Below are 21616 nucleotides of genomic sequence, written 5' to 3'. Positions count from 1 at the left end.
CGTTGAAGCCAAAAACAAACGAGCTAAAAAAGGCAAACATACCGACAATACCCAAGATAACGAAGCTGCATACGTCAGTAAAAAAGACAGCACAGGCAAAGTAAAAACCACCTACGGCTTTAAAATCCATCTTAATTGTGATGAAGACAGCTTTGTCAAAAAGATTCAAACTACCCCAGCCAATGTCCATGATTCACAATGTTTTACCACGCTTTTAACAGGTGATGAATCAGCCGTTTACGCCGACAGTGCGTATAAAAGCCAAGCCCATGACAACTATCTTGCCGAGCATGAACCGCCTATCAACAATCATATCCATGATAGGGCATGGCGTAATACACCACTTACCGAACAACAGAAACGTACCAATACCCAAAAGAGCCAAACCAGAAATACGGTAGAACGGGTATTCGGTCATTTTAAATTATGGGATGAGCAAGGCTCGTCATCTTGGCTTAATGCAATTTCATACCCGTACATTGCTTGCTAGCATTGTGCATAATTTAAAAACTGCCCTAGGTTTGAAGCGAAAATACGGACTATCTTAGGATTATTGTGTCTGTTGGTTGGCAAAACTAGCCAATAGACGTTAATTTACTGCAATTTAGGAGACTTTTATGCCAATTCGGTGACTTTTTTCGCTTTTTTAACACCAATTCCAGTTTTTAGTTGAGTTTGAAATTGGTGTCGAGAGATAGTCGCTGGTTTGTGCAAAGGTCTCTAACAATTAAAAAACCATGAAAAAATGCCTGTAACTACAGACGTTTTTTCAATTTTGGTAAGCCATTAAGCTAAGCAGGCTGTTTATCAGCTTTAACCACATTGATAAGGTTATCAACCACCTCTGGTTCTGCCAAGGTTGAAGTATCGCCTAAACCTTCAAATTCATGCGCGGCAAGTTTACGCAGAATACGGCGCATGATTTTACCGGAGCGCGTTTTTGGTAATGCTTCGACCAAGTAGAGCGAGTCTAAGTTGGCGATTGGACCAATCTCACCACGGACATGACGGTTGATTTCACCTTTAAGCATTTCGCTTGGCTCTTCGCCCGATTTTAAGATGACGTAAGCGGCAACGCCTTGACCTTTAAGCTCATGCGGCATACCGACAATAGCCGCTTCAGCGACGGAAGGATGCGATACTAACGCACTTTCAATCTCTGCCGTACCTAGGCGGTGACCAGAGACGTTTAAGACATCATCCACACGACCTGTGATCCAATAATGACCGTCTTCATCACGCAGGGCACCATCGCCTGTGAAGTAAGCGCCTGGATAGGTGCTAAAGTAAGTTTCTAAGAAGCGTTTATGGTCTCCCCAAATGGTACGCATTTGACCTGGCCAACTGTCTTTGATGATTAAGTTGCCTTCGGCAGCACCCGTTAATTCAGCACCTTCGGCATCGACAATCGCTGGCATGACGCCATACAGCGGATTCATCGCAGAGCCTGGTTTAAGATCAACCGTATTGGGGATTGGCGTCATCAAAATACCCCCGGTTTCAGTTTGCCACCAAGTATCGACAATCGGACAACGTCCTTCGCCCACCACGTTATAGTACCAGTTCCAAGCTTCAGGATTGATAGGTTCACCCACCGAGCCCAACAGACGTAAGCTGGAACGGTTTGATTTACGGACGTAATCATCGCCTTCTTTCATCATCGCGCGAATGGCGGTTGGCGCAGTATACAAGATGGTAACGTCATGCTTGTCAACAATATGACCGATACGCGCCCAATCTGGGTACTGTGGCACCCCTTCAAACATCACGGTTGTTGTACCATTGGCAAGCGGCCCATACACCACATAGGTGTGACCGGTGACCCAGCCCACATCGGCAGTACACCAAAATACGTCATTGTCTTTGATATCAAACACGTCACGGAAGGTGGATAGCGCATAGGTCAAATAACCACCGGTGGTGTGTAACACGCCTTTAGGCTTGCCAGTTGAGCCTGAAGTGTAAAGCAAAAATAACGGGTCTTCGGCATTCATTGGCTCTGGTGGACAGTCTTCAGAGGCATTGTCGATTAAGTTGTGATACCAAATATCGCGGCGTCCGCTCATGGGGATGGATTCACCGGTACGGTACACCACAATGACATTTTCAACACATTCGGTGCCGTCATGGTCTAGCGCACGATCCACATTTTGTTTAAGCGGCGTATGTTTACCGCCACGCACAGATTCATCAGCAGTGATGACAATTTTTGATTGGCTATCGATGATACGGCTAGCTAGACTGTCTGCTGAAAACCCGCCAAATACCAATGAGTGAACCGCGCCAATCCGCGCACAAGCCAGCATCGCAACCGCCGCTTCAGGAATCATGGGTAAATAAATGGTGACCCGGTCGCCTTTTTTGACGCCTTTACGACGCAGTGCGCTACCAAGGCGGCATACTTCTGAATGTAGCTCTTTGTATGAGATGATTTTGTGAAGTGAGGGGTGATCGCCTTCCCAAATAATCGCAGGCTTGTAAGGGTTTTCAGCAACGTGACGGTCAAGACAGTTGACCGATAGATTAAGCTCACCATCTTCAAACCATTTAATGCTAAAATTGTTTAGGTCATAATTGACGTTTTTGATTTTGGTGGGTTTTTTTATCCAATCAATCCATTCAGCGCGTTTTGCCCAAAACGCTTCGTTATTTTCCACAGATTCTTGATAGGTCTCGGCGTATTTTTGGGGAGTGGTGTTGGCTTTAGCGGCAAATTCAGCGCTATGAGGGTAGCTCTTCATAAAACATTCCTTGTTATGACAGGGGGGTGGGGTAATACTCTAAATGGCTACGAACTGACAAACGGCTCAAATAGGTAGCGGGCTTAACTTAAAAAACAACATTTTCACGTTGATAAGCTAACATTGACAAGTTGGCAGTAACACGGGCTAGCAACAGAGCGATAAAACGAGCCATCAATAAACGTCCGCTCACTATGAAAATGCAATACAATCTAATCCTTGATTCTAGAGTGCCTTTTCCTTAGTTTGGCAAAAAATCACAAATTTTGCAATGTTACTCAGGATATTTTTAAGGATATTTTTTCCGATCTTGGGCAAATATCTTTATTGTAAGCAGATTCTCATTTGGTCTTTTACTTGATAAATAGCGGTCATCATGCAGCAACAACATATTTCACCAAATACTTCACCAAAGATTGACACGGTTCAAAATCACGCTGGGTCAACAAACGCACCGTCCACGTTGGCGTATGATGTTATCATCATCGGGGCAGGGGCATCAGGACTATTTTGTGCATTGACAGCGGGCAAGCGCGGACGGCGGGTACTGGTGCTAGATCATGCCAATAAAGCGGGCAAGAAAATCCTTATGAGTGGCGGTGGGCGCTGTAATTTTACCAACTATGACATTGAGCCCAAGCATTATTTAAGTAGCAATCCGCACTTTTGCAAATCAGCATTGTCACGTTATCTAAATTGGGATTTTATTGGTATGGTTAGCCAGTATCAGATTCCCTATCATGAGCGTGAGCATGGGCAACTGTTTTGTGATACCTCTGCCAATGATATTTTGCAAATGCTACTGACTGAGTGTCGCGCCAATCAAGTGACTATTCAACTAAAAGCCGCCATCCAGCAAATCCAAGCGTTACCCGACAATACGGGGTTTGTGTTAACTGTCAATCAACCAGCTAGTCAACAGCCTCATCAACAGGCTAATCAACCAGCCAATCAAAAAAGTATCGAGCAAACCTTAACTTGTCACTCCTTGGTAGTCGCCACAGGCGGACTGTCAATTCCGACCATGGGTGCGACAGGATTTGGTTACCAAGTAGCGCAGCAATTTGGGCATACCATTGTGCCAACATCGGCAGGACTAGTACCCTTTACCTTTACCGATAAGATTGGCGATGCGATTAAATCGTTATCGGGGGTTAGTTTTGAGGTCATTGCGTTTAATGAGCGCATCAGTTTTAGGTTACCCGTGCTATTTACCCATCGCGGTTTATCCGGACCTGCGATGTTACAGCTATCGAATTATTGGCACGTGGGCGAGCCGATTTTTATCAATTTATTCCCAAGCCTTGATATGGCAGTATTTTTAGCCGAGCAAAAAAAACAGCACCCAAAACAGCTGATCAGAACCGTGCTAAATGACCAGATAGGCGCGGCGGCGTTACCTAAAAAAGTGATTGCTACTTTGCAAAATCTATTGTGGCAAGACATGGCTGAGACTGAGCTTGCCAATATCAAAGACGAGAAGTTAGCGCAGCTTGGTGAGCAGCTCAATGCTTGGCGTTTGACGCCATCGGGCACTGAAGGCTATCGTACAGCTGAAGTCACCCGTGGCGGCGTTGCTACTGATAAAGTCTCCTCAAAAACCATGCAAAGTCAGTTACAACCGAATTTGTATTTTATCGGCGAGGTGCTCGATGTTACTGGTTGGCTAGGTGGCTACAATTTCCAGTGGGCTTGGGCAAGCGGGTTCGTGGCTGGCGAAGTGGTTTAGGTATAAAATGGTTTAGGTTTGAAGGGGGTTAGGTATGAATGAACCTAAAAAAATGGTTAAAAAAGGCATCAGTGAAATGCCTTTTTTAGTTTAACCGATTTCTTCTAACGCATTTACGTTAATCAAGTTTGGTAGGTGTTTAGTGCTGGCGAGCAACCGGTTGTTGCAGTGCTTGAGGCAACTCAAGAATGGTCAGATTACTGGCGGCAATATCATCGGGACGTGCCACCACCAAGGCTTCAAAACCTGTGTCAGTAGCAATGCTATTGACCACATCCACGTTGCCAATTTTTTCACCTGCGTTAGGTATATCACCGGTACCTGCTACGCGGTGGAGCCAAGCTTTTGGGCTGGCTTTAAAATATAACCGCGCAATGATTTCTTGACCTAAATAACAGCCTTTATCGTAGTCAACACCGCCTTGTTGATGTAGACGTAACTCTTGGGGTTGCCACAAGCCTGCGGTGGCTTTGACAATCCAGTAATTGCCTGTAGCGATACTCGCTTTTTGCCATGCTTTGCGGTCAACATCGGTGTCAGTGCCATTCTCTGACTCGCTAAAACTAGGTAACCCATTGTTAACAACCGTAAAAATATCACGCGGGTTTGATAGGGTGAGTTTTGAGAACGCGGCATATTTTTTGATATGCTTGGCAAACTCATCGGCACAGTCTTGACTGATGACGATTTGGTAAGCGTCATCCGCTATTTTTCTAATCCAAATACCCAACGCAACACGCCCTTTGAGATTACTAATCGCGGTCGCTTGGAATTGGTCGCTGAGTTTGGTGACGTTGCAGGTTAATTGTCCTTGCAAGAATTTTTGGGCATCGGCACCGGTTATATCAAAGACGACGAAATCTGTCATGATGGTTCTCTTTTTATTTGCTAAAAAAATTATGATCAAAGTTTTGCACAATTGGGCTCGGACTGCAATCATGCTTTACTAGCTTATGCTTGACTAAGTACTGTTACTAGGTCATTTGTCAGAGGGTTTGTCTGTGCTGGCTGATTACTATTATTGGGGTGACTTATCGCGTACAATACATCATTTAACGACTGTTAAATTTTTTCTAAGATAATTGAGCGCGTGCTATGAGTTTACCTGCCTGTCCCCCATGCCCCAAGTGTAAAGAAAATTATACGTACCAAGATGGTGATTTACTGATTTGCCCGATGTGTGGCTTTGAAGCAGAACAGCAGGCATGGCAAGCGGGCGAAACCGAAGCAGCCAGCGAACAAGTTATTAAAGATGCCGTCGGCAATGTGTTACAAGATGGGGATAGTGTGACGGTTATTAAAGACTTAAAAGTCAAAGGCGCAAGCACGCCCATTAAAGTTGGTACCAAAGTCAAATCCATTCGCCTGCTCCATGATGCGCCCGATGATCATGATATTGATTGTAAAATTGACGGTTTTGGCGCCATGAAACTCAAATCCAGCGTCGTCAAAAAAGCCTAGCTTGGGAAGGGTTTGGGCTTTGTTTGGGGCTTTGGGTTTGCAACAGAAATTGACACCCAAAGCTTATCTTTTTTTATGACATCCCAAAAGCTGTCACAATAAATTCAGTAGGTGATTGTAGAAAAATACGTTACAATAAGGCTATTTTTCTACAAATTTAATCATATACTTTTTTGTTAGTAGGTAATTGTGACCGCCTTATCTCATATTCGTAATTTTTCTATTATTGCCCATATTGACCACGGTAAATCCACGCTTGCCGACCGCATTATCCAAATGTGTGGTGGTCTACAAGCACGTGAAATGCAGGCGCAAGTACTTGACTCGATGGATATTGAGCGCGAGCGCGGTATTACCATTAAAGCTCAATCTGTCACGCTGTATTATAACCACCCAAACGGTGACAAATACCAATTTAACTTTATTGATACCCCAGGGCACGTCGATTTTTCGTATGAAGTGTCGCGTTCACTAGCGGCTTGTGAAGGCGCTTTGCTGGTGGTTGATGCCGCACAAGGCGTAGAAGCGCAGTCGGTTGCCAACTGTTATACCGCGATTGAGCAGGGGCTTGAAGTATTACCGGTACTCAACAAAATTGACTTACCGCAAGTGGATCCCGAGCGGGTGATTCAAGAAATTGAAGACATTATCGGGATTGAAGCGATGGATGCACCGCGCGTTTCTGCCAAGACAGGGGTGGGCGTGGATGATTTGCTACAAGCGATTGTTGAGCGTATTCCTGCCCCTGAAGGCGACCGTGATGCCCCTTTGCAAGCGTTAATTATTGACTCATGGTTTGACAATTATCTTGGGGTTGTGTCACTGGTACGTGTGCGTCAAGGCACACTCAAAAAAGACGATAAAATCCATATCAAATCCACCAAAGGCACGCATATTGTGACATCGATTGGGGTATTTACCCCAAAATCGTTTGAGACCAATATCTTAGAAGCCGGCGAAGTGGGGTTTGTGATTGCCGGTATCAAAGACATTGGCGGCGCGCCTGTGGGCGATACAATTACCCTTGCCAAAACCCCAGATGTAGATAGCATACCAGGGTTTAAAAAGGTCAAGCCGCAAGTCTATGCAGGCATGTTCCCTGTTGATTCGAGTGACTTTGAGGCGTTTCGTGAAGCGCTACAAAAACTGCAAGTCAATGACGCTGCGTTGTTTTTTGAGCCTGATACCTCTGACGCACTTGGGTTTGGTTTTCGCTGTGGTTTCTTGGGGATGCTCCATATGGAAATCATCCAAGAACGTCTTGAGCGTGAATACGATTTAGATTTGATTACCACCGCCCCGACCGTTATCTACGAAATCAAAAAACGGAGTGGCGAGATTATCCAAATCGATAACCCATCAAAAATGCCTGACCCAGGTCTGATTGATGAGTTTCGTGAGCCGATTGCGCGCTGTCACATTCTGGTACCACCCGATTATCTGGGTAACGTGATGACATTATGTATCGAGCGTCGTGGTATCCAAGTTGATATGAAGTTTATGGGACAGCAAGTGCAGTTGACCTTTGATATTCCGATGGGCGAAGTGGTCATGGACTTTTTTGACCGTCTAAAATCGGTGTCACGTGGCTTTGCGTCACTTGATTACGGTTTTGAGCGCTTTGAAACAGATAAACTGGTGCGGGTAGATGTGCTGATTAATGGCGAAAAAGTTGATGCATTGGCGATGATTTGTCATGCTGAGCAAGCGCGCTATCGCGGTAATCAGCTGGTTGAAAAAATGAAAGAATTGATTCCGCGCCAAATGTTTGACGTGGCAATTCAAGCGGCGATTGGTAGCCAAATCATTGCCCGTAGTACCGTCAAAGCCATGCGTAAAGACGTACTTGCCAAATGTTATGGCGGTGACGTGTCACGCAAGAAAAAACTACTGTCAAAGCAAAAAGAAGGTAAAAAACGCATGAAGCAAGTGGGACGTGTTGAGATTCCACAAGAAGCGTTTTTGGCGGTGTTAAAAGTGGATAACCAGTCGTAGAGGCAAGTATGGATTTTGATTTTAATTTGATTCTTGTCCCTGCGACCTTGATTTTGGGCGCTATTTGGCTACTGGATAAATTGGTACTAAAGCAAAAGCAAAGCAAAGGATTGGAGAAATCGACTGCGCCGGTGCGATGGGCTTATGATTTTTTTCCGATTTTAGCCATCGTCTTGGTGGTGCGCTCGTTTTTGATTGAGCCATTTAATATTCCCTCATCGTCGATGGTGCCAACCCTGTATACGGGTGACTTTATTGCGGTCAATAAATACGCGTATGGTATCCGCTTGCCACTGGTCAATACCAAGGTGCTTGATTTGGGCGCGCCACAGCATGGTGATGTGGTGGTATTTCGCTATCCTGAGAACCCAAAAATTTATTATATCAAGCGGGTGATTGGCGTGGGTGGTGATACGGTGAGTTTTAACAACGGGCAGTTAAGCGTCAATGGCAAAGCGATTGCGACCACGCCAGCAAACTTTACCCCTGACCCTAAGATGACAGCGCAGCTATATCCGCCAGGTAAAACCGAGACTGGTGAGCTTGTAACAGCTGAACAAGCAGCGCAACTGGGCAATCAAGAAGAACAAACAGCCCAGTATGTGCAAGAATCGCCCAGCAGTAATCATCAACATTTGGTGCGCTATTTGGGTGACAAAAATTGGTTTCAATATGCCAGCTTTTTGCAGCAAGCCTCACCTCAATTGATGGTAAGCCAAGGTCAACAATGGCAACTAACAGTGCCTGAAGGACACTATTTTGTGATGGGCGATAACCGTGATCGCAGTGCTGATGGTCGTTTTTGGGGGTTTGTACCCGATGAGAACCTAGCGGGTAAAGCCGTGTATGTGTGGACGCACAAAGCCAGTGGATTAAGTCTACCCACCTTTAATCGCAATGGCGCAATACACTAACCGCTTGCTTTAAAAAATTGGATATCAAAGCCTTTGTTGTTGAGAATATTTAATTAACTAAAGCTTACATTAACCTATCTTGAGCGATGATAAAAGGAGAATACGGCATGAACCTACCAAGTCATCAGCGCGGCGCCAGCGTAACGGGTATCGTGATTATGATTGTACTCATCGTCGTGTGTGCCAAACTCGGTTTAGCTATTATCCCTGCCCAAGTCGGTCACTACCAACTCAAAAAATCGTTGGCTTTTGAACTCAAAAAGTCCAATGACAATAAAGAAAGTGTCAAAGATTTTTTAGCTAATGTCAATTCCCAATGGCATATCAACGGTCTCAGCCAAAAGGCAGAGGACGTCGTGGAAGTGGTGGATAATACGCCAGGTGCGATGTCAGTGAAACTGACATACGATGAAGCAAACAACTTTTTTGGTAACGTCGATATCGTCAATCGCTTTGAAGATACCATTAGCGCAGAAGATGCCAAAGTTGCTAAGCCATAGTTAAATAGTTAGTAGCTATTGAGCTTATAGCCCCAATCTTAAGTAAATGCTAGCCATGTTATGATTTAATGGCGAATACTTTTCTAACAATTTGAAGCAGATGAATTTACCAATCCCTATCCCTACCTTTAATCTCAAAAAACTACCGCCACAAGTGCGTCAATTAACCGCACTGTTTTATCAAATGGGTTATCAGTTCGATAATGTGAATTTACCCATTATGGCACTCATGCATCGCTCATTTGATAGCGAACACAATTATGAGCGATTAGAGTTCTTGGGAGATGCATTGCTCGGTGTGATCATCGCAGAAGCCTTATTTTTGCGCTATCCCGACTATAATGAAGGTCGGCTCAGTCGCTTACGTGCATCGCTTGTGCGCGAAGAAACTTTGGTGATTATTGCAAAGCAGCTCAATTTGTCGGATTATTTGATTTTAGGGGTGGGCGAGCGTAAAGGCGGTGGTCGTCAGCGTGCCTCAATATTGGCAGATAGCGTTGAAGCTTTGATTGGCGCCATTTATCTTGATAGTCAAAATTTTGACACGGTTAAAGCTTGTGTGCTGGTGTGGTTTGAAGATTTGTTCGAAAAAGTGAAAGAACAAAAAGTGCTAAAAGATGCCAAAAGCCGTTTACAAGAGCTGTTGCAGGCACACCAACTTGCGCTGCCACGCTATGAGGTGACCGAAACCATTGGCAATGCCCCCAATCAAATTTTTGTGGTCAGCTGCCAAGTCGACATTGTTTTTGACAATAAAACCGCCAAACCCATAGCGCCAACCCAAGCTTCAGTCACCGCCCAAGGGGAAAGTCGCCGTATTGCCGAGCAGCGCTGCGCCGAAGCCATGCTGACTAAAATCAGTGACTTGTTGCCGCCGCTGCGCTAATTTGCCAACCTGCTATACCGTCAACACCTAAATTTGATGAAATGCTTACTGAAATTTGCTCAAAACTCTTCTACAATAATTTGTACCCTTTAAACCAATGTTGAGATCCCACTTTATGTCTAACCAAACAGACGCTACCCAACAAACCACCACTGACCCAGCTGTCGACAATCCATCAGCGGACAACAACCATGATGTCATCAGTCAATTCTTTAGTGGGCAAAGTGAATCAGCGCCCGCGCGTGCGGTGGATTTTCGCACGGGATATGTAGCCATTGTCGGACGTCCAAACGTGGGTAAATCAACATTGATGAATCATGTGTTGGGTCAAAAATTGTCGATTACCTCGCGAAAACCCCAAACCACCCGCCATCGTATTATGGGAATTTTGACCAACGAGCAATTACAAGCGATTTTTGTTGACACCCCAGGTATCCATAGCCGCGAAGTGCGCGCTATCAATGAGCGCATGAATAAGGCAGCAACTTCGGCTTTGGCAGACGTTGACGCGGTATTGTTTGTGATTGATAGCCTAAAATGGGTGGAAGATGATGAGCTGGTATTTGCCAAAGTGCAAAATTTGGGTGTCCCTGTGATTGCAGTGATTAATAAAAGCGACACCATTAAGGACGAAGCTCAGCTGTTCGCGCTACTACAAAAACTGCATGACACCCAAGTATTTAGTGATATCGTGCCCGTATCTGCATTACGGGCGCATAACTTAGATGAGCTAATACGAGTCATCGGTAAGCACTTACCAATTGCAGCACCAATCTATGATGCAGAGCAAGTCACTGACCGTTCAGAACGCTTTTTAGCCAGTGAAATCATTCGTGAAAAAGTGATGCGCGCATCGGGCGATGAGATTCCTTACGATTTAACGGTGCAAATTGATACCTTTAAGGATGAGCCCGCGCATCAAGACCCAAAAACAGGCAAATGGCGTAAAGCCGTGACCTTCATCGATGCCACGATTTTTGTCGAGCGTCAAGGTCAAAAGGTGATTGTCATCGGTGATAAAGGCGAAAAAATCAAACAAATCGGCATCGAAGCGCGCCAAGACATGGAAAAAATGTTTGATAAAAAAGTGATGCTAACACTGTGGGTGAAAGTCAAAAAAGGCTGGTCAGATGATGAGCGTGCGCTAACGAGCTTGGGCTACTAGGCTATAGGCTACTATGCGCAATCAACTGCTAACAGGTTATATTCTGCACCAAAAGCCGTATGGTGAAAGCCGTAGTTTAATTTACCTGTTTAGTGAAGAATGGGGGGTAGTACATGGAATTGGTAAAAAAAACTTACCGCTATTTGTCCCCATACAATTTTTTAGCAATGGTAAAAACAGCCTAAAAACCTTTAGTCAAAGCCAAATTTTGCAAAATCACATTACCCTCACAGGACAAAGCCTGTATGCAGGCATGTATCTCAATGAGATTTTGCAAAAACTATTGCCTGTTGAAGAGCCGTTTGCTGAGATATGGCAAGCATATCAGCAGTGCGTTGTAAACATGGCAACGCTGTTTGTCGAGCCAGCGCAATCGTCACATGACATGACCCATTTAAAGTGGCATTTAAGGCGCTTTGAAAATGTATTGTTTGAACAATTAGGCTATGGGTTCGATTTTGCTAAAGATGCGTTAGGGGATTTAATAGTCCCATCGCAGCGTTATCAATACCAGCTACAGCAAGGGTTTATGCCAGTTTTACCCTTGGATAAACCTGATATGTTAATAACAGGTGAGCAGCTGCTAATTTGGTATCAATGTTTGCAAGATGAAACGAGCTTTAACCAAATGATGCAACAAGATTTTGATTTAGCCAAACAATTGGTCAATAGCATCAGTGCCATGCACCGTCATTTGATGGATAATTTACTCAATTATCAAACCCTGCAAAGCCGAGAACTTTGGCAGCAGCTTACCCAATATCAATAAGCTTACTCAGTATCAATCATAGACAAAATAGGGAACGTCATGACCAGCAATCAACCCTTACTCGGTGTGAATATCGACCATATTGCAACCCTGCGTCAAGCTCGCGGCGTGGCGTATCCCGACCCTGTGGCAGGTGCGTTAATTTGTGAGCAGGCAGGGGCGGATGGTATCACGCTGCATTTGCGTGAAGATCGTCGTCATATTCAAGATGATGATGTTTATCGGCTTGCCAAAGTCATAACGACTCGTATGAACCTTGAAATGGCAGTCACTGACGAGATGGTAGCGATAGCCTGTGATGTTAAGCCAGCTTGGGTGTGCTTTGTCCCTGAAAAACGCCAAGAACTGACCACCGAAGGCGGACTTGATGTGATTGGCAATCAGGACAAAATAGCCAGTGCGATTCAACAGTTACATCAGGTCGGCACTCAAGTATCACTATTCATTGATCCAGAGTTGGCACAAATTGATAAAAGCATTGCGTTGGGGGCAGATGCCATTGAACTACACACAGGCGCTTATGCTGACTATTGTTTGCAACATGACCAAGTTAAAATTAGCCATGAAATCACCCGTATCAAAACAGCCGTGACTCATGCCCACGAGGCAAAAGCAAGTTTACTGGTCAATGCAGGGCACGGTCTTACCCGTGACAACGTTGCACCCATTGCTGATATTGATGGCATCCATGAACTAAACATCGGTCATGCCATTATTGCAGACAGTGTGTTTATGGGACTTAGCGAAGCGGTGAGCGCAATGAGAAAAGCATTTACAGCAAAAGCCTAGCTATTAGGGGCAATTAAATTGTTCAACTGAGTAGGGCTTATATTTAATAATGCCTGTTTTACTAAAACTTACCTTTAGTCGATTATCGACCTTACCATCTAAAGGGCAGTATTGAATATTACCCATATAACCAATGGGTCTAGCGTTTTCTGGCTTAAAAATAATATAGTTGTTATTCAGCGAGATATTTGCCGTCAGCACCCCCCAGGACAAATCTAACGTAAGCTGATGATTGAGTTTGTCTACCGTTGCCTCATAGCTGTTATTGTTATTTTTATCGATAAAGCTAATCAGCTGATGACCGCCAGTTGTCACGCAAGCCAAGTTATCATTAGCGACACAGGCTATCACAGGGTTTTGATAAATCAACGCCTCTTGTTTTGCACTGCTTAAAAAATTCATTAAGCTTGAAGCGGTGCTTTTTGCTTCCATTTGCTTTAAGCTGTTGGTAATAGTAATCGAAGCCATCGCTACGATGATAGATAAAACAGCCACAACGACAACTGTTTCAATCAAAGTAAACCCCTGTCTTTTTATTGAGAACACGTTGGTTTTTGCATTATTCATTCTATTAAAGCTACCGTTAAGTGATGATGGGATAACACAATAAAAGACTTTAGTTCATTATTATATAGAGTTCAAAAGAATTAACAAACAAATATTGAACTATAAGGTAAGGCTGGTGGCTAGAAAGTGAAGAAAGCGACTAAAAAACTGATGTTATCAGGGAATGGAATGTCTATTCTACATAGTAAGGATTTCATAGGCACAGATGGGTTTAAATGTTCAAATACCTATTGTTACTGGTTCTAAAACATTATTGAGAAAAAACTGTTGTGCCTGAAACGTAAATGTCTTACTCATTTAGTAAGTGAATGTCACTAGAATGTATCATTTAGTGAAAGTATGAATTTAAGATATGGTAAATTTAAATAGACTGTATTAAAATCCTTCTCAAGATGAGTGTATAGTTTTGATGTGTAATGTCGAATCATTATGATAGTTGTGGAATTCTTAGTATCGAGCGTAATTAATAAGCTTAGCTACTAAAAAATAAAAATATAACATATTGTGATGTTCGTGTAATATTGTGTAGCAATGTAAAAAAAAGAGTTGTAAACACAATTTTTAGGCGTTAAGCTATATTTAACAAGTTCATAAATTACATGTGTTTTGATGTGTTATTTTGTGAATTAACTGTCAGGTTATTTTAATTTAAAATGAGCCAATCCTTTGGAGGACTTCTATGAAGCTAAATAAAATCGCTCTAGCAGTTGTTGCTGCAGCTGTTATGCCAGTAGCCGCTAACGCAGGCGTTACTGTTACACCTTTACTACTAGGTTACCATTATGTAGACGGTATCAGCAAAACTGAAGACAAACAAGGCGAGCAATTCGCAGGTACTCACCAAGATAACGATTTGTACACTGGTGCAGGTATTGGTATCGAATTGACACCTACTATCGCACTTGAATTAGAGTACGGTGAAACTGATTCTGACGCATTAAATGGCAACGGCGATAAAGTTAACGGACATGAGTTTGAACAAAAATCATACTCAGGTAACTTTACTATCGGTACTGAAACCTTTAGTGGCTACACTAACAGCCCATTCAAGCCATATGTGTTAATCGGTGCAGGTCAATCAAAAACCTCAATGGCATTTGATGATGGCAGCAAAGCAACTTCTAAAGACACAATTGGTAACTTAGGTCTTGGTGCTTACTACCGTATCAATGACGCATTAAGCTTACGTGGTGAAGGTCGTGCGATTTATAACTTCGATAACGATTGGTGGGAAGGTCTAGCATTAGCAGGTCTTAACGTGGTTCTAGGTGGTCACTTAGCACCAGCAGCACCAGTAGTTGAGCCTATCCCTGTTGAACCAATCGTTGTGACTGATGGTGATGACGACCAAGATGGCGTACCAAATAGCGTTGACAAATGCCCAGGCACTCCATTAAACGTTGTTGTAGATGCTGATGGTTGCCCACGTGAAATCCCAATGGATGACGCATTACGTATGGAATTACGTGTATTCTTTGACAATGACAAAACTGTCATCAAAGATCAGTACAAACCAGAAATCCAAAAAGTTGCTGAAAAAATGAGTGAATATCCAAATTCAACAGCTTCAATTGAAGGTCATGCTTCAAAAACTGGTCCATCTGCGCGTTACAACCAACGTTTGTCTGAAGCACGTGCAAATGCGGTTAAATCAATGTTAGTTAACCAATTTGGTGTTGCACCACAACGTATTAGCACAGTGGGTTACGGTTATGACCGCCCAATCGCAGACAACAACACTGCTGAAGGTCGTGCAATGAACCGTCGTGTATATGCTATCATCACTGGTAACAAATCTAGCACAACCGTTCAAACTAAAGATATGAACGTACAATAATTAGCTATTAACTAAAAAAAGCTACCCTCGTTGGTAGCTTTTTTTATTTTTATTATCAGCTATAAACTCAACTTAGATAAATTTAATCTATTTTTAACGATAAGATGTTATACTACCGCGTGTTTTAATTTCCCTTCCTAGCCGAATTTTCAAGAGCTATTTTTTTATGTCAGATTCAATCAAAAATCTTCGCAATATTGCGATTATTGCCCACGTTGACCATGGTAAAACTACTTTAGTCGATAAACTGTTACAACAATCTGGTACTTTTGGTGAGCGTGCCGCAGAAGTTGAACGTGTCATGGACTCTAACGCATTAGAGCAAGAGCGTGGTATTACCATTTTAGCCAAAAATACGGCGATAAAATGGACCAATCCTAAAGACGGCGTTGAATACCGTATTAACATCGTCGACACCCCCGGTCACGCCGATTTTGGTGGTGAAGTTGAACGGGTAATGTCGATGGTTGACTGTGTGTTGTTGTTAGTTGATGCCGTTGATGGTCCTATGCCACAAACCCGTTTTGTGACCTCAAAAGCATTTGCCCGTGGCTTAAAGCCAATCGTGGTGATTAATAAAATTGACAAACCAAGCGCCCGTCCAGACTGGGTCATGGATCAGGTGTTTGATTTGTTTGATAATTTGGGTGCGACAGATGAGCAGCTAGATTTTCCAATCGTTTATACCTCTGCCATGAATGGTATTGCAGGGTTATCGCCTGACGAGCTTGCAGAAGATATGCAGCCATTGTTTGAAACCATCGTTAATGTTGTTGAGCCACCACAGGTGGATACGGAAGGTCCATTCCGTATGCAGATTTCAAGCCTTGATTATGATAACTTCAAAGGTTTGATTGGTATCGGTCGTATACAACGTGGTTCAGTTAAAACCAACACACCTGTAACGATTGTTGATAAAGAAGGTAATAAACGCAACGGCCGTATCCTACAAATCATGGGTTACCATGGTCTTGATCGTATCGAAGTACCTATGGCGCAGGCCGGTGATATCGTCTGTATCACGGGTATCGATGCGTTAAATATTTCTGATACTATCTGTGATCCACAAAACGTAGAAGCCTTACCAGCGCTAAGTGTCGATGAGCCAACCGTATCGATGACTTTCCAAGTGAACAACTCACCATTCGCGGGTAAAGAAGGTAAATTCGTGACGTCACGCAATATTCGTGAGCGTCTAGAACGTGAGTTAATTCATAACGTGGCACTTCGCGTAGAAGATACCGACAGTCCTGATAAATTTAAAGTCTCAGGTCGTGGGGAACTTCACTTATCTGTATTGATTGAGAATATGCGCCGTGAAGGTTTTGAGCTGGGTGTGTCACGTCCAGAAGTAATTGTTCGTGAAATCGAGGGTGAGAAACAAGAGCCATTTGAAAATGTGATTTTTGACGTTGAAGAACAGCACCAAGGCGCAGTAATGGAGCAAATGGGCTACCGTAAAGGCGAATTGACCAATATGGAAGTTGACGGTAAAGGTCGTATCCGTATTGAGGCGGTGGTACCGTCACGTGGTTTGATTGGTTTTCGCTCTGAGTTCTTAACCATTACCTCAGGTACCGGTATCATGACCTCAAGTTTCTCACATTATGGTCCTGTGAAAACAGGCGATGTGGCAAAACGCCAAAATGGGGTGTTGATTTCTATGGTGAATGGTACTGTATTGGGCTATGCGCTATTTAACCTTCAAGAACGTGGTCGCATGTTTGTATCACCACAAACTGAAGTATATGAAGGCATGATTGTCGGTCAAAACTCACGTAGCGATGACATGGTAGTCAATCCAACCAAAGCAAAACAGTTGACGAACGTGCGCGCCAGTGGTACCGATGATGCGATTATTTTAACGCCGCCAATCATTTTTACCCTTGAACAAGCGCTTGAATTTATTGAAGATGATGAGCTGGTTGAAGTGACACCAAAATCAATTCGTCTACGCAAAAAATACTTGACTGAAAATGAGCGTAAACGTAACGGTCGTAAATAATAGCGAGTTTACGCTATAAGACTTGCGAAAAAGCCTAACATTTATTTACAAAAAGCTTGTACCTGTTACAAGCTTTTTTAATTTAATCTACACACTGGCAAAGTAAAGGTTTAAAATTTTACACAATTCCTTATGATGATAAGGGCTTTTTAGTCAACGATTGTAGCAATTAGTTTGAAAGTAGGAGAAGTTATATGAGTATGATGTCAGAATTTAAAGAGTTTGCCCTCAAAGGCAACGTGATGGATTTGGCAGTGGGTGTCATCATCGGCGGCGCATTTGGTAAAATCACCACGTCATTGGTAGAAGATATTATTATGCCGATTATCTCTGCGATTATGGGTGGCAGAATCGACTTTACCAATATGTTTGTGGTGTTAGGTGATGTACCTGCAGGCACCGCCATGACGTATGATGCACTTAAAAAAGCGGGCGTGCCTGTGTTTGCTTATGGTAATTTTGTCACCATCTTAATCAACTTTATTATTTTGGCATTTATCATTTTTATGTTGGTGAAAGCTATGAACCGCCTACGCCGTCAAAGCGAAGCACAAGAAGCGGCTGCACCAGAACCTTCAGAAGAAGTACTATTGCTACGTGAAATCAGCAGTAAATTAAGCAAATAACGGTTTGTAAAAAAGCTGATAGATTAAAATTTCAGCCCATGTTATTTATAAATGAAAAAAAGCCTCCATGATAACTGGGGGCTTTTTATTGATTGCTAGTCAATCTACATTTTTTATCTATATATTCATCAGCTAACGACAGTAAGGCAAGTTATGACAAAGCAGGTAATCGTGCTTGGTGCAGGGGTGGTGGGTGTCACCACTGCTTGGCAGCTTCGACAAGCAGGATTTGAGGTAACGGTAATCGAGCGTGAAAGTAGTTCGGCATTGTCAACATCGTTTGCCAATGGTGGGCAAATATCTGTGTCACATGCTACGCCTTGGGCAAATCCTGATACACCCTATAAAGCGCTAAAATGGTTACTGCGAGAAGATGCGCCATTGTTGTTTCGCTGGCGTCGGTTGTTGGGTTTGCCGGGCAACGCGGGACAAGATACAGCCCCTGATATGGCGCTGTGGCGATGGGGTTGGCAGTTTTTGAAGCAGTGCAATGCGAAAAGTGCCGATGCTAATTTGGTGCAAATGGTCAATTTAGGATTATACTCTCGGCAAGTACTGGGGGAGGTTAGGGCGCAAACGGACATTGATTATGACTGTCTGACACGCGGTATTATGCATTTTTATACCGATCATGCTGAGTTTCAAGCAGCGATAGCACCTACCAAACGGATGCAGCAATTGGGTTGTGATCGGCAAGTCATTAGTGTGGATAAAGCGATACAATTAGAGCCTGCGTTAACTGGTATTGGCAAAGAATTGGTTGGGGCGACTTATACCGCACTTGATGAATCAGGGGATGCGCAAAAATTCACCCATCGCTTGACAGCACTTTGTCAGCAGCAAGGGGTAACATTTTTATTTAATACTGCCATCAAACGACTTATTTATCATAACCAACACATTGACGGTGTGGAAGTAATGTCCGTTGATAGTAAAGATAATGCTGCTTTGCCAGCGCAGTCACAGATACTATCTGCGGATGCGTATGTACTGGCGTTAGGGAGTTATAGTCCTGCCTTTGTCAAAGATTTGGGTATCAATCTACCCATCTATCCTGCCAAAGGCTATTCAGCCACGTACCCCGTGTTGCGACCCGATGAGACACCTTATGTAAGCTTGATTGATGATGAGTTTAAACTGGTATACTCGCGCTTAGGCGATCGCTTGCGAGTAGCAGGAACGGCTGAATTTAATGGTTTTAACCTTGAGCTCAATCCTGTTCGTTGCCAAGCGATTACGCGGCGGGTGAGAGAGGTGTTTGGGGATGCGGTAGATTTGACTCAGCCAAATTATTGGACAGGGCTGCGACCGATGACACCGTCAAATGTGCCGATTATCGGTCGCGCGGTCAATCGCCACGGACGTATTGATAATTTATATCTCAACACCGGACATGGCACTTTGGGCTGGACGCACTCGAACGGCTCAGCAAAAGCGATTGCTGATATCATGCAAGGGCGTCCGCCACAAGTAAATTTTAACTTTGTGGGCTTGCAGGATTAAGGGATTGGGTTGGAATACTGGCAGATTTTGGAAAGGTCACAGTAAAGGTCGAGCCTTTGCCAACTGTGGAGGTGATATCAAGGGTGGCATGGTGCTGATATAAGACATGCTTGACAATTGCTAACCCCAAACCGGTACCCCCTGTCTCACGGCTTCGACCCGTGTCCACGCGATAAAAACGCTCGGTTAAGCGCTGAATATGGCGCTGCTCGATGCCAATGCCATTGTCGGTCACGCTAAAACATACCCCTGCGTCACACTCATGCCAGCTAATACTAATCTCACCACCTTTTGGGGTGTATTTCATGGCATTGGTAATCAAGTTACTGAGCGCACTTCGCAGATAATCTTCATAGCCCAAAATATGTAACGTGCTGTCGATATGCAAATGAATCATATGGTCGTATGACTTGTTGTACATCTGCGCATCGTCAAACAATTGCATTAGCATTTTGGGAATATCAATATCTTTGGGCTCAGTGGGCTTTTCATCGTTCTCTAGTCGAGATAATAACAGTAAGTCATTAATGATGTTATTCATGCGCTGACTTTGCTGCATCATCTGAGTAAACGCGCGAGCAATACGCGGATCTAAATCAGGCTGTTCACTCAAAGTCTCCACATACCCCATGATGACGGTAAGCGGTGTGCGAAGTTCATGCGAAACATTGGCCACAAAGTCTTTTCGCATCTGTTCTAAATGCTGAAAACGGGTGACATCATAAATCAGCAGTAATTTTTCTTGCCCAAATTTGGTAATCTTGCACTGCACATAGCGCTCGATATTAGACGGGTTATGGATACGCACACCATCTGGATAGTCTTCAATGTGGTGATAATATTGATGAAAAAGCGGGTTGCGAATAATGGTCAACACATTGCGACCTTGGTCGGGCGCTTTAAAATGAAAAAGCCGCTCGGCAGAGTTGTTCCACCATTCGATACAGTCGTTTTTATCAATCAGAATAATCGAGTCTTGCAATGCGCTCAGCGAGTCGCGCACTTTTTGCACCAGCGAAACGGTTTGCTGATGCGCCAATTTCTCTTGGCGATTGACTTGGTAGATATTACTGGCGATGACATTAAGGTTGGGCTCAAATGCAGGCGGCGGCTCATCGGGGTTTTTGTTATACCATGCTTTAAAGCGTTGTATCGACCATAAAAAATATAGCTGATACAGGCAAAGCCCTATCGCCAGTCCCCAACCCCAAAACCCTAATAGCCCGCCAATCAACAGCCCGGCAACCCCAGCTGTCACGACGGGTGAAATGCTCGCCCACATATTAATTTTTCTAGCATCCATTGAGAAAGCTTACTATAGCGAAGTTGGGATAAGTTGGCAAAAATTTCAATGCGATTAATAAGGCTATTGTTAGTCGATTTTATTAGAAAAGCGATAGCCTGTGCCACGTACAGTTTGGATATAGTCCGCAAACCCAAATGGCTCAAGCACTTTACGCAGGCGGCGGATATGCACATCAATGGTACGATCTTCGACATACACATTGCCACCCCACACTTGATCGAGTAGCTGGGTGCGAGTATAAGCCCGCTCGGGATGACTCATAAAGAAAGCAAGTAGCCGATACTCTGTCGGTCCGATATCCACCGCTTTGTTATTGGCACTCACGCGCTGGCTGGCAGGGTCTAGCGACAAGCCGCCTACGTCAATGGGTTTTTCGCCTGACAATGCGCTACTGCGGCGCAATACCGCTTTGATACGGGAAACCAATTCACGGGTGGAAAACGGCTTGGTGATATAGTCATCTGCCCCAGCGTCAAGTCCTTGAACTTTGTTGTCTTCTTCGCCTTTGGCGGTGAGCATGATGATAGGAATTTCAGAGAGCATTTCATCTTTCTTCAGGCGGCGGCATAAATCAATGCCTGATAGCCCATTGGGTAGCATCCAATCTAATAAGATGAGGTTGGGACGATGATCGACCACCAAATGATGGGCTTGAGAGACTTCTGAGGCTTGCAAACAATCAAATCCTGCCATCTCTAGTGTGGTCACGATCATTTCTCGGATGGCAGGCTCATCTTCCACTACCAAAATAGTTTCATTTTTCATAAATTTCTCAAGCGATAAAAATAGGCAAGTGTTTGTCAAAATAATTTTATGACAACAA

Annotated in this window: 18 protein-coding genes and 1 pseudogene; 14 read left to right on the top strand and 5 right to left on the bottom strand. The window is 43.8% G+C overall.

Features of this window, described 5'->3' with window-relative positions; all coding sequences use genetic code 11:
• Positions 1-548, top strand: a pseudogene (locus tag RT422_RS09420) (transposase); the annotation flags it as partial.
• Positions 549-791: 243 nt separating this feature from the next.
• On the opposite strand, the gene acs reads toward RT422_RS09420, so the two are convergent.
• Positions 792-2741: an acetate--CoA ligase gene (gene acs / locus RT422_RS09415; RefSeq protein ID WP_282841692.1), complete on the bottom strand. Its 1950-nt coding sequence runs from the start codon at positions 2739-2741 to the stop codon at positions 792-794.
• Between the two features lie 376 nt (positions 2742-3117).
• On the opposite strand from acs, the gene RT422_RS09410 reads away from it, so the two are divergent.
• Complete coding sequence (locus RT422_RS09410; protein WP_313422056.1) at positions 3118-4470, top strand: NAD(P)/FAD-dependent oxidoreductase; 1353 nt, start codon at positions 3118-3120, stop codon at positions 4468-4470.
• A gap of 139 nt (positions 4471-4609) precedes the next feature.
• On the opposite strand, the gene RT422_RS09405 is transcribed toward RT422_RS09410, so the two are convergent.
• Positions 4610-5338 (bottom strand): folate-binding Fe/S cluster repair protein, encoded by a 729-nt coding sequence (locus RT422_RS09405; RefSeq protein WP_313422055.1) that lies wholly within the window; start codon positions 5336-5338, stop codon positions 4610-4612.
• Between the two features lie 227 nt (positions 5339-5565).
• On the opposite strand from RT422_RS09405, the gene RT422_RS09400 reads away from it, so the two are divergent.
• The 8 genes from RT422_RS09400 (at position 5566) to pdxJ (ending at position 12949) form a co-directional block, all read left to right on the top strand.
• Positions 5566-5931, top strand: coding sequence for a zinc ribbon domain-containing protein YjdM (locus tag RT422_RS09400; RefSeq protein WP_100274163.1), 366 nt, complete (start codon positions 5566-5568; stop codon positions 5929-5931).
• 189 nt (positions 5932-6120) lie between these two features.
• Positions 6121-7926, top strand: a complete 1806-nt coding sequence (gene lepA, locus RT422_RS09395; RefSeq protein WP_076774812.1) for a translation elongation factor 4 — start codon at positions 6121-6123, stop codon at positions 7924-7926.
• Positions 7927-7934: 8 nt separating this feature from the next.
• Positions 7935-8840, top strand: a complete 906-nt coding sequence (gene lepB / locus RT422_RS09390) for a signal peptidase I (protein WP_309596598.1) — start codon at positions 7935-7937, stop codon at positions 8838-8840.
• 107 nt (positions 8841-8947) lie between these two features.
• The gene (locus RT422_RS09385) at positions 8948-9340 is read left to right on the top strand and encodes a DUF4845 domain-containing protein (protein WP_313422054.1); all 393 of its coding nucleotides are present in this window, start codon (positions 8948-8950) and stop codon (positions 9338-9340) included.
• Positions 9341-9440: 100 nt separating this feature from the next.
• On the top strand, positions 9441-10226 hold the full coding sequence (gene rnc / locus RT422_RS09380) for a ribonuclease III (protein ID WP_313422053.1): 786 nt from the start codon (positions 9441-9443) through the stop codon (positions 10224-10226).
• 115 nt (positions 10227-10341) lie between these two features.
• Complete coding sequence (gene era, locus RT422_RS09375; RefSeq protein WP_313422052.1) at positions 10342-11391, top strand: GTPase Era; 1050 nt, start codon at positions 10342-10344, stop codon at positions 11389-11391.
• A gap of 13 nt (positions 11392-11404) precedes the next feature.
• The gene (locus RT422_RS09370) at positions 11405-12160 is read left to right on the top strand and encodes a DNA repair protein RecO C-terminal domain-containing protein (protein WP_313422051.1); all 756 of its coding nucleotides are present in this window, start codon (positions 11405-11407) and stop codon (positions 12158-12160) included.
• Between the two features lie 39 nt (positions 12161-12199).
• Positions 12200-12949, top strand: coding sequence for a pyridoxine 5'-phosphate synthase (gene pdxJ, locus RT422_RS09365; RefSeq protein WP_313422050.1), 750 nt, complete (start codon positions 12200-12202; stop codon positions 12947-12949).
• A gap of 3 nt (positions 12950-12952) precedes the next feature.
• On the opposite strand, the gene RT422_RS09360 is transcribed toward pdxJ, so the two are convergent.
• Positions 12953-13516: a GspH/FimT family pseudopilin gene (locus tag RT422_RS09360; protein WP_188875405.1), complete on the bottom strand. Its 564-nt coding sequence runs from the start codon at positions 13514-13516 to the stop codon at positions 12953-12955.
• 679 nt (positions 13517-14195) lie between these two features.
• Here RT422_RS09360 and RT422_RS09355 point away from each other — a divergent pair.
• The 4 genes from RT422_RS09355 (at position 14196) to RT422_RS09340 (ending at position 19487) form a co-directional block, all read left to right on the top strand.
• The gene (locus RT422_RS09355) at positions 14196-15353 is read left to right on the top strand and encodes an OmpA family protein (protein ID WP_313422049.1); all 1158 of its coding nucleotides are present in this window, start codon (positions 14196-14198) and stop codon (positions 15351-15353) included.
• 166 nt (positions 15354-15519) lie between these two features.
• Positions 15520-17358 (top strand): translational GTPase TypA, encoded by a 1839-nt coding sequence (gene typA / locus RT422_RS09350; protein ID WP_188875403.1) that lies wholly within the window; start codon positions 15520-15522, stop codon positions 17356-17358.
• Between the two features lie 194 nt (positions 17359-17552).
• Positions 17553-17984 (top strand): large conductance mechanosensitive channel protein MscL, encoded by a 432-nt coding sequence (gene mscL / locus RT422_RS09345; protein ID WP_036595296.1) that lies wholly within the window; start codon positions 17553-17555, stop codon positions 17982-17984.
• Positions 17985-18137: 153 nt separating this feature from the next.
• On the top strand, positions 18138-19487 hold the full coding sequence (locus RT422_RS09340; RefSeq protein WP_284035072.1) for a D-amino acid dehydrogenase: 1350 nt from the start codon (positions 18138-18140) through the stop codon (positions 19485-19487).
• Here the strand turns inward: RT422_RS09340 and phoR are convergent.
• Positions 19462-20790 carry a phosphate regulon sensor histidine kinase PhoR gene (gene phoR, locus RT422_RS09335; protein WP_284035073.1) on the bottom strand — a complete coding sequence of 443 codons (1329 nt, stop codon included), beginning with the start codon at positions 20788-20790 and terminating at the stop codon, positions 19462-19464. The two genes, RT422_RS09340 and phoR, sit on opposite strands and share 26 nt — an antisense overlap.
• A gap of 69 nt (positions 20791-20859) precedes the next feature.
• Positions 20860-21558 (bottom strand): phosphate regulon transcriptional regulator PhoB, encoded by a 699-nt coding sequence (gene phoB, locus RT422_RS09330; RefSeq protein WP_007115106.1) that lies wholly within the window; start codon positions 21556-21558, stop codon positions 20860-20862.
• Positions 21559-21616 lie beyond the last annotated feature (58 nt).

Origin of the sequence: Moraxella sp. CTOTU49803, assembly GCF_032097965.1 — a bacterium.
Taxonomy (GTDB): domain Bacteria; phylum Pseudomonadota; class Gammaproteobacteria; order Pseudomonadales; family Moraxellaceae; genus Faucicola; species Faucicola tetraodonis.
The sequence above is the reverse complement of the archived record's forward strand: the minus strand, read 5'-3'. Positions and strand labels throughout refer to the sequence as shown.

Excerpts from the sequence above, each read along its gene's own strand:
- acs (WP_282841692.1), bottom strand. The coding sequence starts at position 2,741 with ATGAAGAGCTACCCTCATAGCGCTGAATTTGCCGCTAAAGCCAACACC.
- RT422_RS09410 (WP_313422056.1), top strand. The coding sequence starts at position 3,118 with ATGCAGCAACAACATATTTCACCAAATACTTCACCAAAGATTGACACG.
- RT422_RS09405 (WP_313422055.1), bottom strand. The coding sequence starts at position 5,338 with ATGACAGATTTCGTCGTCTTTGATATAACCGGTGCCGATGCCCAAAAA.
- RT422_RS09400 (WP_100274163.1), top strand. The coding sequence starts at position 5,566 with ATGAGTTTACCTGCCTGTCCCCCATGCCCCAAGTGTAAAGAAAATTAT.
- lepB (WP_309596598.1), top strand. The coding sequence starts at position 7,935 with ATGGATTTTGATTTTAATTTGATTCTTGTCCCTGCGACCTTGATTTTG.
- RT422_RS09385 (WP_313422054.1), top strand. The coding sequence starts at position 8,948 with ATGAACCTACCAAGTCATCAGCGCGGCGCCAGCGTAACGGGTATCGTG.
- rnc (WP_313422053.1), top strand. The coding sequence starts at position 9,441 with ATGAATTTACCAATCCCTATCCCTACCTTTAATCTCAAAAAACTACCG.
- era (WP_313422052.1), top strand. The coding sequence starts at position 10,342 with ATGTCTAACCAAACAGACGCTACCCAACAAACCACCACTGACCCAGCT.
- RT422_RS09370 (WP_313422051.1), top strand. The coding sequence starts at position 11,405 with ATGCGCAATCAACTGCTAACAGGTTATATTCTGCACCAAAAGCCGTAT.
- pdxJ (WP_313422050.1), top strand. The coding sequence starts at position 12,200 with ATGACCAGCAATCAACCCTTACTCGGTGTGAATATCGACCATATTGCA.
- RT422_RS09360 (WP_188875405.1), bottom strand. The coding sequence starts at position 13,516 with ATGAATAATGCAAAAACCAACGTGTTCTCAATAAAAAGACAGGGGTTT.
- RT422_RS09355 (WP_313422049.1), top strand. The coding sequence starts at position 14,196 with ATGAAGCTAAATAAAATCGCTCTAGCAGTTGTTGCTGCAGCTGTTATG.
- typA (WP_188875403.1), top strand. The coding sequence starts at position 15,520 with ATGTCAGATTCAATCAAAAATCTTCGCAATATTGCGATTATTGCCCAC.
- mscL (WP_036595296.1), top strand. The coding sequence starts at position 17,553 with ATGAGTATGATGTCAGAATTTAAAGAGTTTGCCCTCAAAGGCAACGTG.
- RT422_RS09340 (WP_284035072.1), top strand. The coding sequence starts at position 18,138 with ATGACAAAGCAGGTAATCGTGCTTGGTGCAGGGGTGGTGGGTGTCACC.
- phoR (WP_284035073.1), bottom strand. The coding sequence starts at position 20,790 with ATGGATGCTAGAAAAATTAATATGTGGGCGAGCATTTCACCCGTCGTG.
- phoB (WP_007115106.1), bottom strand. The coding sequence starts at position 21,558 with ATGAAAAATGAAACTATTTTGGTAGTGGAAGATGAGCCTGCCATCCGA.